This is a genomic window from Paracidovorax konjaci (assembly GCF_900112675.1).
GTDB lineage: Bacteria > Pseudomonadota > Gammaproteobacteria > Burkholderiales > Burkholderiaceae_C > Paracidovorax > Paracidovorax konjaci.
On record NZ_FOMQ01000005.1, the window covers coordinates 55,682 to 68,466 of the forward strand.

Here is a 12,785-nt window from a genome sequence, read left to right on the forward strand (position 1 = left end):
GGGGCCGGCGCAAGGATTCAGACGCCGTAGCGCTGGCGGTAGGCCAGCACGCGTTCGTGGTGGGACGCCGTCTCGGAGCCACCACGCTCCTGAAGATACTGCAATAAATCTGCCAGCTTGGCGATGGTGCAGACCTGCATGCCCAGTTGCTCGCGCACATACTGGACGGCGCTGTGATCGACATCGCGGCCACCTTCGGTCGCCTTTTCCTGGCGGTCGAGGGCGATGGCCATGGCATGCGGCACGGCACCGGCGGCACGGATGAGCGCGATGGATTCGCGCGCGGCGGTCCCGGCGGACATCACGTCGTCCACGATGAGCACCCGGCCCTGCAAGGGTGCGCCCACCAGCGTGCCGCCTTCCCCGTGGTCCTTGGCTTCCTTGCGGTTGTAGGCAAAGGGCACGTTGCGCCCGTGGCGTGCCAGTTCCACCGCCACGGTGGCGGCCAGGGGGATGCCCTTGTACGCGGGGCCGAAGACCATGTCGAATTCGATCCCGCTCGCCAGCAGGGCTTTTGCATAGAATCCCGCGAGCCGGCCCATCTTGGCGCCGTCGTCGAAGAGCCCCGCATTGAAGAAGTAGGGGCTCATCCGGCCCGCCTTGGTCTTGAATTCGCCGAAGCGCAGCACCCCCGCCTCCACGGCGAAGTGCACGAATTCCTGCGCGAGGCGGTCCGGCGAACCGCCCTCGCCCTCCACCACCGCCCCCGTCTGCTGCTGCCGCGTGCCGTCTGCCACCATGGATGCTTCCCTTTTCAAATTGACCAGCCTGAACCTCAACGGCATCCGCTCCGCCACTTCGAAAGGGGTGGAAGCCTGGATCGCCGAAACGCGGCCGGATTGTATTTGCGTGCAGGAAATCAAGGCCCAGTCCGCCGACATGGAAGGCCGCTTCGAGACCCTGGCGGGGCTCAAGGGGCACTTCCATTACGCGACCAAGAAGGGCTATTCGGGCGTGGGCATCTATACGCGCCACGAACCCAGCGACGTGCGCGTGGGCTACGGGTCCACCGAGTTCGACGCCGAAGGCCGCTACGTGGAGGCCCGCTTCGATACCCCCGCGCGCAAGCTTTCGGTCGTCAGCGCGTATTTCCCGAGCGGCTCGTCCGGGCCGGAGCGCCAACTGGCCAAGTTCCGCTTCCTGGCCGAGTTCCACGTGCACCTCATGCGCATAAAGGAAGAGCGCGAATTCATCCTGTGCGGCGACGTGAACATCGCTCACCAGCAGATCGACCTCAAGAACTGGCGCAGCAACCAGAAGAACAGCGGCTTCCTGCCCGAGGAGCGCGAGTGGATGACAAAGTTGTTGCACAAGACCGACCTCGGCGGCGGGCTGGTGGACGTCTACCGCCTCCTGCGGCCCGACACCACCGAAACCGCCTACACATGGTGGAGCAACCGCGGGCAGGCCTATGCGAACAACGTGGGCTGGCGGCTCGACTACCACCTGGCCACCCCGGCCATCGCTGCGCTGGCGCGCAACGAGCACATCTACAAGGACGTGAAATTCTCCGACCACGCACCGATCACGGTGGACTACGAACTCGGTATCTGAGCGCCGGCTCCGGAGCCGCCGTCGGTGTCCTGGTGCGCAAGGACCGGTTTTCCCGTCCGTAGCAGCACGTCCAGGATGGCGGCGCTCCGCCCCGCCGCGCGGTGCGGGGAGGCCGTTCAATCCCACACCGGAGCCAGCCCCTCCGGGTCCACCAGCCGTCCGCCGCGCTCCAGCGCCGCGATGCGCTGCAGCTGCTCCGGCCCCAGCACCCATTGCGATGCACGCAGGTTGCTCTCCAGGTGCGCGCGCCGGGTGGACGATGGAATCACCGCGAACCCCGACTGCATCGCCCACGCCAGCACCACCTGTGCCGGCGTGGCGCAGCATTCCTGCGCGATGTCCTGGATGACCGGGTCCTTCAGCATCTGGCCGTAGCCCAGCGTCATGTACGACGTGGTGTGGATGCCCTGGCTGCGGGCGAAGTCCACCACCGTGCGGTTCTGCAGATAGGGGTGCAGTTCGATCTGGTTCGTGGCGATGGCGCCGGCCCCCACGGCGGCGATGGCTTGCTTCAGCAGCGCGACCGTGAAGTTGGACACGCCGATCCGCCGCGCGAGGCCTTGCGCCTGCGCCTCGGCCAGCGCGCCCATGAACTCGGCCACGGGCACGGCGCCCCCGGGCGAGGGCCAGTGGATCAGAGCCAGGTCCACATGGCCGGTGCGCAGCCGGTCCAGGCTTTCCCTCAGGCTGGCGGCCAGCCGGTCCGCGGCGAGGTTGTCGGTCCAGACCTTGGTGGTGAGGAACAGCTCGCTGCGCGCCACACCGCTCGCCGCGATGGCTTGGCCCACGGCGGCCTCGTTGCCGTAGATCTGCGCGGTGTCGATGTGCCGGTAGCCCAGGTCCAGCGCGGTCGCGACCGAGTCGATGGCGGCCTGGTCTTTCAGGCGGAACGTTCCCAGGCCGAAGGCCGGGACGGGGGCGGTGGAAGTTTCAAGGGTCGGCATCGGGAAGCTCCTTCATAGAACGCCAGAGGAAAACAGAGGAAGAGGAAGGGAAAAGGTGCGCGCGGCGTCGCAGCGGGTGCGCAGGGATCCGGCGACCCCGGGCGGGCGGGCCGATGGGCCGCACCGGAGAGACCGGCCCAGGAGCGAGGCGGCGCCTCAGTGCGCGGCCGGTGCCGGCCCGCCACCGCGCACCGGAAGGCCGCCGCGGGCGTCGAGCACGCCGCTCGCGTGGGTGAGGGCCAGCGCTCCCAGCACCACGGCCGCGCCGATCCACGGCGTGTGCATCAGGCCCCGGTGCGTCACGATCAGGCCCCCGGCCCAGGCCGCTCCGGCGATGCCGAGGTTGAATGCCGCGATGTTCAGGCCCGAGGCCACATCGACGGCCTGCGGAGCGAAACGCTCGGCCTGCTTGACCACGTACACCTGCAGCCCCGGCACGTTGCCGAAGGCGACGGCGCCCCAGAGCAGGACGGTTGCCAGCGCCAGCCAGGGATGCGGCGCGGTGAACTGGAACAGCAGCAGCACGGCGGCCAGCAGCGCGAAGATGATGCGCAGCGCCGGGATCGGCCCGCGGCGGTCGGCCAGCCGGCCGCCCCAGAGATTGCCCACGGCCACGGAAACGCCGTACACCAGCATCACCCAGCCCACCGCGCCCGCACTGAAACCCGACACGTCGGTGAGGATGGGGACGAGGAACGTGAACGGGACGAACGTGCCGCCATAGCCGACGGCCGTCTTCGCGTACACCAGCAGCAGCCGCGGCTCGGACAGCACGCGGGCCTGCTCCCGCAGCGAGGCCGGCCGCGCGTGGGCGATGCCGCGCGGCACGAAGAGCGCACTGCCGGCGAAGGCCGCCACGCCCAGGCCGGCCACGGCGAGAAAGGTCTCGCGCCAGCCGAAGTGCTGCCCGATGAAGGTGCCCAGCGGCACACCGGTGACCAGCGCCACGGTGAGCCCCGTGAACATGATGGCGATGGCGCTGGCCGCCTTCTCGCGGGGAACGAGGCCCGTGGCGATGGTGGAGCCGATCGAGAAGAACACGCCATGCGCCAGGCCCGTGAGCACGCGCGCCGCCACCAGCGCGCCGTAGCCCGGCGCCTGCCACGCGAGCAGGTTGCCGGCCGTGAACAGCGCCATCAGCGCGAGCAGCAGTGCCTTGCGCGGCAGCCGGCCGGTGAGCGCGGTGAGCACCGGCGCGCCCACGGCCACGCCGAGCGCATAGAGGCTGACCAGCAGGCCGGCCGAGGGCAGTCCGATACCGAGGTCCGCCGCCACGGTGGGCAGCAGGCCGACGATCACGAACTCCGTCGTACCGATGGCGAATGCGCTGAGCGTCAGCGCGAAGAGGGCAATGGGCATGGAAAAACACTCCTTCAGCGATCGGCCTGGAGTGTGGGCGCTCCTCCTTTGCAGAAAAACCCCTGTATCCGCAGAATATATTTGCGCTGGAATCAACAATCACCGCACCGCCGACCGATGAAGACCACTCTCGAGGAACTGCAGGCATTCGCCGCCGTGGTGGATGCCGGCTCCGTCACCGCCGCGGCCGGACAACTGGGCCAGACGGTCTCGGGCATCAGCCGCGCGCTCGCGCGGCTGGAGAAGAAGCTCGAAACCACGCTGCTGCGGCGCACCACGCGCCGCATCGAACTCACGGAGGAGGGCCAGGCCTTCCTGGCCCGCACCCGCGCCATCCTCGCGGCGATGGACGAGGCCGAAGAGCACCTGGCCGCGCGCCGCCGCCAGCCCGCCGGGCGCCTGCGCGTGAACGCCGCGACACCGTTCATGCTGCACGTGGTGGCGCCGCTCGTGCCCGCCTTCCGCAGGGCCTACCCGCAGATCGCCCTGGAGCTGGACACCGACGAACTCAACATCGACCTGCTGGAGCGCCGCACCGATGTCGCGATCCGCATCGGCGCGCTGCGCGACTCGACGCTGCATGCCCGGCCGCTGGGCACGAGCCGCCTGCGCGTGCTGGCCAGCCCTGCCTACCTGGCCGAGCATGGCCGGCCCCGCGCGGTCGCCGATCTGGCGCGGCACACGCTGCTGGGTTTCACCCAGCCGGAATCGCTGAACCGCTGGCCCCTGCGCGGCCCGCACGGCGATGAATGGGCCGCCGCACCCGCCATCACCGCGTCGAGCGGCGAGACGCTGCGCCAGCTCGCGCTGCAGGGCGCGGGGATCGTCTGCCTGTCGGACTTCATGACCGCCCAAGACCGCACGCGCGGCGACCTCGTGCCATTGCTGGCCAAAGACACGGCCGACGTGCGCCAGCCCCTGAGCGCGGTGTACTACCGCAACACGCAACTGGCCTCGCGCATCGTCTGCTTCCTGGACTTCCTGGCCGGGCACATGGCCCGCGGCGCGGCGCGCTGACGGCGCGCGAAGCGCTCGGCCCGTTCCGCGCCCGCTTAGAGCGGCCAACAAAACTCAGCGAAGCGGTTCTGGCCAGGCGCTGCGTCGCAGGCAGTACGAGTAGTACGACAAGACGTGGCAACGACGCCAGAAGAGTTTTGTTGGCCGCGCTCAGGCGTCGAGCGCGTCTCCCGTGGCGTAGAAGCGGCCACCCGCAACATAGTGCAGACTGCGCCAGCCCGGGCCGGCAGACTCGAAATGCCAGTGGCCATCGCGGAACACGCGGTCGTCGGCCCAGGCGCCGACCACTTCGCCGATGAAGAGATCGTAGGCCTGCTGGTTGTGCGGCTCCGGCACGACGCGGCAGGCCAGCCAGGCGGAGCACCCTGCCACGAAAGGCAGGTCGTGCCCCGGCATGCCGAAGAGCTGGACGCCGGCCTCGGCCAGCTTGCCGGGCTCATCGCGCTGGCTGCGGTGGCCCACGCGGTGCGTGAGTTCGAGCAGCGCCGCCGTGGGCACCTGGACCACGAAGCTGCCCGCACCCTCGACCAGTTCGCGGGTGCGGGTGGCCTTGTCCAGCACCACCGTGAGCTTGGGCGGCGCGAAATCCAGCGCACACGCCCAGGCAGCGGCCATCACGTTGTCGGTGCCGCCGTGGCGTGCCGACACCAGCACCGTGGGCCCGTGGTTGAGCAGGCGGTAGGCCTTCTCCAGCGGGACCGGTGCGATGTGTGTTTCCGCCGGGTGGCCCGCTGCGGGCGCCATCTCGCGCAGGTGGCGCTGCAGTCCGGCGTGCCCGGCCGAGAAAATGCCCTGGACCGCCTGCGCCAGAACGCCCTCGGGATCGGGAGCGCGCAGATCGAAGCGCGCGGACCATTGCAGGACCGAGCGCGCCTGGCCCGTCAGCGGCAGCAGGCGCAACGTCGCCACATAGCGATCCACCGGCATGGGCGACGCTTCGATGCCGTAGGACAGCACGTAGCCCGCATCGTCCAGCGACAGGAGGCGCTCGCGCACCCGGCTGCCGTCGGGCAGTGCGAGCCAGCGCACGGCCCCGGCCGCATCCTGGGGATGCGCACCCTCGATGCCGCTGCCGGCCAGTTGCGGGTGCCATGCTCCGATCTCGCCGAAGCGCCTCACCACCTGCCACGCGCGATCGGCGCCAGCGTCGATCAGTGCGGAAAACTCCACCTGGGGCATGCCCGGTACCTCCGATGTGTGCGGCCCCTGCAGCGCACGGCAGACGCGGGCGCGGCAGCAATGACCGGTATGGACACTGCACAGGGAACCCCCAGTCGGCCAACCGCCATTCCGGGTCCCGTGCGTGCCCACGATTCTGGCCCCACGCCCCATCCTCCGGGAAATCCTGCCAGAGACCGCATCGAACGTTTCGACACTACCTCGTCCTCACCGCCATGTGGCCGAGCCCTTAGACTGGGCCGCATGTTCCTGGACTATGACCCCGACGACCTCGACGTCACCATCTCGGAGTTGCTGGTGGCAACCAGCGACTCTGCCGACCCGGACCTTCCGCCCGCGGTGCCGGCGGTGCTGAAGCTGCTGCGCAATCGCCTGGGCATGGATGTGGCCTTCGTCTCCCAGATCGCGGACGGCCGCCGCACCATCAAGGCCGTGGACAGCGCGCCGGACTTCGCGCCGCTGCAGGAAGGCACGTCCGACCCGGTCGAGGAGACCTGGTGCCAGCGGGTCGTCGAAGGCCGTTTGCCGGAGCGCATGGAGAATGCCGCAGCCTACGTGGCCTCCGGGAAGGCGCCGAAACCGGAATTCCCCATCGGCACGCACCTCAGCACGCCGGTGCGCCTTCCGGAAGGTACGGTATACGGCACGCTGTGTTGCTTCAGCCGCGGCATCCGCGCCGATGCGGACATCGACCGCCTGCGCTATACCGCCAACCTGCTGGCCTCCAGGCTCGCGCTGCGCCCGGAAGGCTCCCAGCCGGAGGATTGAACCCTCCGGGGCGAGCGCGCCGCGTTGGTAGCATGGCGCCGCGGGACACCGCCGTTCCGGCGCCCGGCTTCCAGAACCATCCATGCTCCACTACCACACCATCCCCGTCACCGCCTTCCAGCAGAACTGTTCGCTCGTCTGGTGCGACGCCACGCAGGCCGCCGCCGTGATCGACCCGGGTGGCGATCTCGAGCGGGTGCTGGCCGAGGTGGAGCGGCGCGGCCTGCGGCTGGAACAGATCTGGCTCACGCATGCGCACATCGACCATGCGGGCGGGGCGGGCGAGCTGGCGGAGCGGCTGTCGCTGCCGATCACCGGGCCGCACCCGGGCGACCAGTTCTGGATCGACGGGCTCGCGCAGCAGAGCGCGATGTTCGGCTTTCCGCCGGCGCGGCCCTTCACGCCCGCGCGCTGGCTGCACGATGGCGATACGGTGCGGATCGGCGAGGAGACGCTGCACGTGCGCCACTGCCCGGGGCATACGCCGGGGCACGTGGTGTTCCATGCGCCGCAGATCGAGCGCGCCTTCGTGGGCGACGTGCTCTTCGCGGGCAGCATCGGCCGCACCGACTTCCCGCAGGGCAACCACCAGCAGCTGATCGACAGCATCACCCAGCGGCTCTGGCCCATGGGCGATGCGACGGTGTTCATCCCTGGCCACGGGCCCGAGAGCAGCTTCGCGCGCGAGCGGCAAAGCAATCCCTACGTCGGCGGCACCTGACCCCGGCGCGCAGGAGCGGGCGGCCCACGGCCGGGCATCCGCTGCGGCTTGATGCCGGTCAATACCGGCGCGGCGGGCCGAGGGCACTCTTCCCTCCAGGCCCGACGGCGCCGCGCGCTCGGCTCTTTTCCGAGCGGCGGCACGCCAGGGCCTTCACCGTGAAAGAGCCCCCGCCATGCCGACGTCTGCCTCCGCACCCGACCACGACCACGCTCCCACCCCCGCCGCCCCCATCACCTCGCGGCCGGAGCCCAGCTCCAACCGCAAGTTCGGCTTTCTGCTGCTCGCCTTCGGCCTCTATGCCGCGGTGCTCGCCCTGCCCACGCCGGCCGGGCTCTCGTCCTCGGGGCAGGTGGCCCTCGCGCTGCTGACGCTGGTCATCACGCTGTGGATCAGCGAATGCGTGTCGCCGGCCAACAGTGCCGTGATCCTCACCGGCATGGCCGTGGTGGGGCTGATGGGCAAGCCGCTCACGCCGGGCGCCAGGCCGATGGGCTCGTCCGACGCGCTCACGGTGATGCTGGGCGGCTTCTCCTCCACGGCCGTGCTGCTGGTGGCGGCCGCCCTCTTCCTGGCCGTGGCGCTCAAGCACACGGGGCTGGACAGGCGCGTGGCGCTGCTGGTGATGGGCCGGGTGGGCATCTCGCCCGCGCGGCTCACGGTGGGCGCGATGCTGGTGGGCTTCGTGCTGGCGCTGTTCATTCCGTCGGCCACGGCGCGCGTGGGCGCGGTGATACCGATCATGGTGGGCATCACCGCGGCGCTGGGCCTGCCGGTGGGCAGCACCCTGGGCGCCACGCTGATGATCGTGACGGCGCAGGCCTGCTCGATCTTCAACATCGCGGTGAAGACCGGCGCCGCGCAGAACCTCATCAGCCTGAACTTCATGCAGGGCGCCTTCGGCCACGGCGTGACCTGGGGGCAGTGGTTCGTCACCGCCCTGCCCTTCACCGTGGGCATGAGCGTGGTGCTGTTCTTCGTGTCGCTCTGGCTGCTGCGCCCCGAGGTGCCCGTGGCCGAGAACGCCGCGGAACAGCTGCGCGCGCAGCTCCGGGCACTGGGCCCGGTCACGGCGCCCGAGAAGCGCCTCATCGCCGTGGCGCTGCTCCTGCTGGTGCTCTGGTCCACCGAGGGCACGCTGCACCCCTTCGACACCACCACCACGACGCAGCTGGGCATCGCGCTGCTGCTCATGCCCAAGATCGGCGTGATGCACTGGGCGCAGGCCGAAAAGCTCGTGCCCTGGGGAACGGTGGTGCTGTTCGCGGCATCGATCTCGCTCGGCACGCTGCTGCAGCGCACCGGCGCGGCCGGCTGGCTGGCGCAGCAGACCCTCGGGCAGATGGGGCTCTCCGCACTGCCGGTGGTGTCGGTGATCGCCGCGCTCTCGGTCTTCAGCATCGTGCTGCACCTGGGCTTCGCCTCGGCCACGGGCCTGGCGAGCACGCTCATCCCGATCTTCATCGCCTTCGCACAGACCCTGCCCGTATCGAAGGACACCGCCTTCGGCATCGTGCTGGTGCAGAGCTTCGTGGTGTCGTTCGGCTTCATCCTGCCGACCAACGCGCCGCAGAACATGCTCTGCTACGGCACCGGCGCGTTCGCCACGGCGCAGTTCGCCAAGGTGGGGCTGCTGGTGACCCTGGCGGGCCTGGCGCTGATCCTGCTGCTGTCGGTCACGCTGTGGCCGATGATGGGGGTGCTCTGACGACAGCGGCGCGGCTGGCGTGCCGCGCGGCCGCCCTCCGCCGCACCACCATTACGCTATCAAATAAATAGCAAACTATTCAATGGATCCGGCGGCATGGATGGGTTTTCACCCCAAACCCGGTCCTCAGCCACGCCGGGCCGCCTCGTAGAGCCCCTGCACGCGGGGCACGTTCTGCTCCAGCTCGCGGATGCGCTCGGGGCCGCTCGGGTGGGTGGAGAGGAAGGCCAGGCCGCCCTGCCCGCCCGTGGCCTCGCCCATCTTGCGCCAGAGGGTGACGGCGGATTCGGGGTTGTAGCCGCCGCGCGCTGCCAGCTCCAGCCCGACCAGATCGGCTTCGGTCTCGTCGCTGCGGCTGAACTTGAGCGAGATGAGCTGCGTGCCGAGGTTGGCGGCCGCGTTGCCCAGGTCTCCCAGGCCCAGCAGCTGCGCGCCGAGCGACAGGCCCATGCTCGTGGCCTGCGTCTTGGCCAGGCGCGCACGGGCGTGTTCTCGCAGCGCGTGCGCCATCTCGTGGCCCATGATCATGGCGGACTCGTCGTCGCTGAGCTTGAGCTGGTCGAGGATGCCGGTGTAGAACGCGATCTTGCCGCCGGGCATGCAGAAGGCGTTGATCTGCTTGCTGCCGATCAGGTTCACCTCCCACTTCCATTGCTTGGCGCGGTCGTTCCACTGCGGCGTGAACGGGATCAGCCGCTGGCCGATGGTGCGCAGGCGCTGCAGCTGCGGATGCCCGTCGCCCGCCAGCGCGCGCTGCGCCTTGGCCTTGGCGAGCATCTGGTCGTATTGCTGGTCGGCCGCGGCCTCGAGCTGCTCGGCCGGCACCAGGCGGCGCATCGACGAGGCGGAACCCACGTCCACCTGCGCCAGCACGGGGCCCGCGGCGGCGGCGCCGGCCGCCAGGAGGAAACCGCGCCGCGCATTCCACGGGCCCGAGCGCAGCACCGCGCAGAAACGGCAGCCGGTGCCGGTATCGGGCGCATGGGAGGCGGGCGCCGGGGAGGGGGTCGGATGGTCGTACGGCATGATGGCCGGGAGTCTAGTGCGCCCCCGCACAGCCCGGCTGTAGGCCGGCGCGCAAAAACGGCCCGGTCAGGGGGCCCGGGCGGAGCGCGCAGCGCGGATCTCCGCCCACACCACGATCAGCAGCCCGCCCAGCACGCCCGCCAGGCCCCACACCGCCATCATCGACGGCGTCTCGCCCACCACCGCCACGGCCAGCGCGAACGCGGTGACCGGTTCGGCCAGCGCCAGCGTGACCCCGGTGGCGCCGCTGATGTGCCGCAGCGCATGGGTGAAGAGCAGGTACGCCACCCCCGTGGCCACCAGCCCCAGGTACAGCACCACGCCCCAGGTGCGCGCCGACACCGCGAGCGGCCCCGCCAGGGCGAAGGCGGCGGGCACCGAGATGAGCGCCGCCGTACCGAACACGGCCAGGTTGACGGCCCCCGGCGCCGCGCGCGCCGCCAGGCGCTGGTTGACGAGCGCATAGGCCGCGTACGACAGCCCCGCCAGCAGGCACAGCGCGATGCCGCCCGGCGGCGCCTGCACGCTGGTGCGGCCGTCCAGCGCCATCGCCGCGCCGCCCGCCACGCCCAGCAGCGTGCCGGCCCACCAGACCGGCGCGGGCCAGCGCCGCTGCGCCACCGTCTGCAGCAGGCCGGCCCAGATGGGGCCGCTGCCGATCGCGATGGCCGTGCCCAGCGCCACGCCGCTCGCCTTCACCCCGGCGAAGAAGCTCAGGTTGTAGGCGGCCACGCACCCCCCCGCCAGTGCCACCCAGCGCCAGGGCAGCGCCGCCAAGCCGCGCGCGCCGCCGCGCCACAGCAGCAGCGCCGCGAAGAACGCACTGGCGATCAACAGCCGCAGCGCGCCCACCCACACCGGCGCCAGCCCCGAGGGCGCCAGGCTCTGCGCCGTGCCCGTGGTACCCCAGAGCACCGCCGCCAGCAGCACCATGGCGATGCCGCGCGAGGCGCGCAGCAGGCCGGCCGCGTGCGGCGGGGCTGCCGGGGAGGGCGAAGAGGGCACGTACGAAGCAGAAGAAGAGGCGGAAGGCGACGGCATGCCGCCGAGCGTGCCACGGCCGGCGCCCCGGAAATGTCGCGCAACGCTCGGGGAGCACGGCGGGCGGGGGAAGGTCCACGGCCGCGTTTGCGCGGCGATACTGGCCTCCATCGCCAATCCCGCGCCGCCCCTGCCTCCCGGCCCATCGCATGGAATTCACCTTCGCAGACCCCGCCCTGCTGGCCGATGCCTTCCGCGGCAGGCTTTTGCATTGGGCGATGGTGGTGGCGGGCAGCGCGGCCGTGGTCGGCATGCTCGACCGCCGCGGGCACGGGCCGCCGCTGTTCGGCCTGCCCACGCTGGGCGCGCTGGCGCTGTGCGCCTGGGGCATCGCGGCGGCGGCGAGCTACTTCGGCACGGTGGCGCGCTTCTCGGCCCTGGAAGTCCATGCCGGCACCGTGCGCGTGCACTACCGCGCCGGGCCGTTCCCGCGCAGCGTCAGCATGCCTGCGGACGACGTGCAGCATGTGCTGTCCGGCCAGCCCGGCAAGGGGACGTACCCGCGCGGCCCCTGCTACCTGCGGCTGGTGCTGCGCTCGGGCGAGACGCACCGCAGCGCCCCCACCCAGGCCGCCACGGACTGCAAGCAGCTGAGGGGCGACGTCGCCCGCGCCGTGCGGGCGCCGTGAGGCGCATCGGCCGGCGCCCCGCAACGCAGCCTCACTGCCGGCGCAGTCCCCGTGCGCCGGTGCCGCGCTCGCGGCGCAGCGCGCTCGCCAGCGCACTGGCCGTGGCGTAGCCGCAGGCCAGCGCCGCATCCTCCAGCCGCTGCCCGCGCGCCAGGCGCTGCGCGGCGGCATCCAGGCGCAGGCCGCGCAGCCAGGCCTGCGGCGTGCTGCCGGCCAGCTCCAGCCAGCGCGCGTGGAAGCGCTGCGGGCTCATGTGGCACAGGGCCGCCATGCGCGCCGTGGGCCACGGCTCGTGCAGCGCCGCCGACACGGCCTGCTGCAGGCGCTCCAGCGGCAGAGCGCGCCGCGCCAGGATGCGCGGCGCCCGGCCCAGCAGGGCGCAGAACTGGGCCGCCACCCGGGCGCCGTCGCCGATGGGCAGGGTCCACACGCCCGGCAATCCGGGCAGGGCGCCGCCCTCGGCTTCGAGCGCGCCCGCGGCCAGCCCCAGACCGTGCCGCGCCTCGGCCGGCACGGCGAAACGGCGCAGGCGGTCCAGCCCCGGCTGCGGCGCGGCATCGATCACGCAGAAGCGCGCGCCGGGCAGCGCCAGGTAGCCGTGCACCGCCCCGGCCGGAATCACGATGCCGCAGGCGGCATCCACGAAGGCGGCGCGCCCCTGCACCTCCAGCTCCATGCGGCCCTGCACGCCGATCAGCACCTGCGCATGGTCGTGCGCGTGCGCGGCGTGCTCGCCGCTGTAGCGGCGCAGGGTGCAGGAAAGCGGGAGGTCGGGGCCGGAGCGCATGGCCTGCATGGTACGGCCGCCGGCCGGGCAAGCCCGGGCGCGGGCGCACGGA

At 71.4% G+C, this 12,785-nt stretch carries 13 protein-coding genes; 6 read left to right on the forward strand and 7 right to left on the reverse strand.

All coding sequences use genetic code 11. The features are described from left to right. Positions 1–17 precede the first annotated feature (17 nt). Positions 18–740: an orotate phosphoribosyltransferase gene (gene pyrE / locus BM144_RS08800; protein ID WP_245783598.1), complete on the reverse strand. Its 723-nt coding sequence runs from the start codon at positions 738–740 to the stop codon at positions 18–20. Here pyrE and BM144_RS08805 point away from each other — a divergent pair. Next, a complete protein-coding gene (locus BM144_RS08805) occupies positions 739–1,554 on the forward strand; it encodes an exodeoxyribonuclease III (protein WP_092951262.1) in 816 nt (271 codons plus the stop codon). The genes pyrE and BM144_RS08805 overlap by 2 nt on opposite strands. A 116-nt stretch (positions 1,555–1,670) precedes the next feature. On the opposite strand, the gene dkgB is transcribed toward BM144_RS08805, so the two are convergent. Both dkgB and BM144_RS08815 read right to left on the reverse strand, forming a co-directional pair. After that, a complete protein-coding gene (gene dkgB / locus BM144_RS08810; RefSeq protein WP_092951264.1) occupies positions 1,671–2,498 on the reverse strand; it encodes a 2,5-didehydrogluconate reductase DkgB in 828 nt (275 codons plus the stop codon). A 156-nt stretch (positions 2,499–2,654) separates the two neighbouring features. Then, positions 2,655–3,857 carry an MFS transporter gene (locus BM144_RS08815; protein WP_092951266.1) on the reverse strand — a complete coding sequence of 401 codons (1,203 nt, stop codon included), beginning with the start codon at positions 3,855–3,857 and terminating at the stop codon, positions 2,655–2,657. Positions 3,858–3,974: 117 nt separating this feature from the next. Here BM144_RS08815 and BM144_RS08820 point away from each other — a divergent pair, with 117 nt between their 5' ends. After that, positions 3,975–4,874 carry a LysR substrate-binding domain-containing protein gene (locus BM144_RS08820; RefSeq protein WP_092951268.1) on the forward strand — a complete coding sequence of 300 codons (900 nt, stop codon included), beginning with the start codon at positions 3,975–3,977 and terminating at the stop codon, positions 4,872–4,874. Positions 4,875–5,024: 150 nt separating this feature from the next. On the opposite strand, the gene BM144_RS23790 is transcribed toward BM144_RS08820, so the two are convergent. Further along, positions 5,025–6,206, reverse strand: a complete 1,182-nt coding sequence (locus BM144_RS23790) for an SRPBCC family protein (RefSeq protein WP_092951270.1) — start codon at positions 6,204–6,206, stop codon at positions 5,025–5,027. Between the two features lie 90 nt (positions 6,207–6,296). Here BM144_RS23790 and BM144_RS08830 point away from each other — a divergent pair, with 90 nt between their 5' ends. The 3 genes from BM144_RS08830 (at position 6,297) to BM144_RS08840 (ending at position 9,250) form a co-directional block, all read left to right on the forward strand. Further along, complete coding sequence (locus BM144_RS08830; RefSeq protein ID WP_092951272.1) at positions 6,297–6,821, forward strand: GAF domain-containing protein; 525 nt, start codon at positions 6,297–6,299, stop codon at positions 6,819–6,821. An 82-nt stretch (positions 6,822–6,903) separates the two neighbouring features. Next, positions 6,904–7,542: an MBL fold metallo-hydrolase gene (locus tag BM144_RS08835; protein ID WP_092951274.1), complete on the forward strand. Its 639-nt coding sequence runs from the start codon at positions 6,904–6,906 to the stop codon at positions 7,540–7,542. Positions 7,543–7,717: 175 nt separating this feature from the next. After that, positions 7,718–9,250: an SLC13 family permease gene (locus BM144_RS08840; RefSeq protein WP_092951276.1), complete on the forward strand. Its 1,533-nt coding sequence runs from the start codon at positions 7,718–7,720 to the stop codon at positions 9,248–9,250. Between the two features lie 126 nt (positions 9,251–9,376). Here the strand turns inward: BM144_RS08840 and BM144_RS08845 are convergent, their stop codons facing one another. Further along, positions 9,377–10,276 carry a M48 family metallopeptidase gene (locus BM144_RS08845; RefSeq protein ID WP_092951278.1) on the reverse strand — a complete coding sequence of 300 codons (900 nt, stop codon included), beginning with the start codon at positions 10,274–10,276 and terminating at the stop codon, positions 9,377–9,379. 66 nt (positions 10,277–10,342) lie between these two features. Next, positions 10,343–11,317, reverse strand: coding sequence for a DMT family transporter (locus tag BM144_RS08850; RefSeq protein WP_092951280.1), 975 nt, complete (start codon positions 11,315–11,317; stop codon positions 10,343–10,345). A gap of 149 nt (positions 11,318–11,466) precedes the next feature. Here BM144_RS08850 and BM144_RS08855 point away from each other — a divergent pair, with 149 nt between their 5' ends. After that, positions 11,467–11,946 (forward strand): hypothetical protein, encoded by a 480-nt coding sequence (locus BM144_RS08855; RefSeq protein ID WP_092951282.1) that lies wholly within the window; start codon positions 11,467–11,469, stop codon positions 11,944–11,946. 31 nt (positions 11,947–11,977) lie between these two features. Here BM144_RS08855 and BM144_RS08860 read toward each other — a convergent pair whose 3' ends face one another. Next, on the reverse strand, positions 11,978–12,742 hold the full coding sequence (locus tag BM144_RS08860) for an AraC family transcriptional regulator (RefSeq protein ID WP_245783599.1): 765 nt from the start codon (positions 12,740–12,742) through the stop codon (positions 11,978–11,980). Between the last annotated feature and the right edge of the window lie 43 nt (positions 12,743–12,785).

Excerpts from the sequence above, each read along its gene's own strand:
- BM144_RS08805 (WP_092951262.1), top strand. The coding sequence starts at position 739 with ATGGATGCTTCCCTTTTCAAATTGACCAGCCTGAACCTCAACGGCATC.
- pyrE (WP_245783598.1), bottom strand. The coding sequence starts at position 740 with ATGGTGGCAGACGGCACGCGGCAGCAGCAGACGGGGGCGGTGGTGGAG.
- dkgB (WP_092951264.1), bottom strand. The coding sequence starts at position 2,498 with ATGCCGACCCTTGAAACTTCCACCGCCCCCGTCCCGGCCTTCGGCCTG.
- BM144_RS08815 (WP_092951266.1), bottom strand. The coding sequence starts at position 3,857 with ATGCCCATTGCCCTCTTCGCGCTGACGCTCAGCGCATTCGCCATCGGT.
- BM144_RS08820 (WP_092951268.1), top strand. The coding sequence starts at position 3,975 with ATGAAGACCACTCTCGAGGAACTGCAGGCATTCGCCGCCGTGGTGGAT.
- BM144_RS23790 (WP_092951270.1), bottom strand. The coding sequence starts at position 6,206 with ATGGGGCGTGGGGCCAGAATCGTGGGCACGCACGGGACCCGGAATGGC.
- BM144_RS08830 (WP_092951272.1), top strand. The coding sequence starts at position 6,297 with ATGTTCCTGGACTATGACCCCGACGACCTCGACGTCACCATCTCGGAG.
- BM144_RS08835 (WP_092951274.1), top strand. The coding sequence starts at position 6,904 with ATGCTCCACTACCACACCATCCCCGTCACCGCCTTCCAGCAGAACTGT.
- BM144_RS08840 (WP_092951276.1), top strand. The coding sequence starts at position 7,718 with ATGCCGACGTCTGCCTCCGCACCCGACCACGACCACGCTCCCACCCCC.
- BM144_RS08845 (WP_092951278.1), bottom strand. The coding sequence starts at position 10,276 with ATGCCGTACGACCATCCGACCCCCTCCCCGGCGCCCGCCTCCCATGCG.
- BM144_RS08850 (WP_092951280.1), bottom strand. The coding sequence starts at position 11,317 with ATGCCGTCGCCTTCCGCCTCTTCTTCTGCTTCGTACGTGCCCTCTTCG.
- BM144_RS08855 (WP_092951282.1), top strand. The coding sequence starts at position 11,467 with ATGGAATTCACCTTCGCAGACCCCGCCCTGCTGGCCGATGCCTTCCGC.
- BM144_RS08860 (WP_245783599.1), bottom strand. The coding sequence starts at position 12,742 with ATGCAGGCCATGCGCTCCGGCCCCGACCTCCCGCTTTCCTGCACCCTG.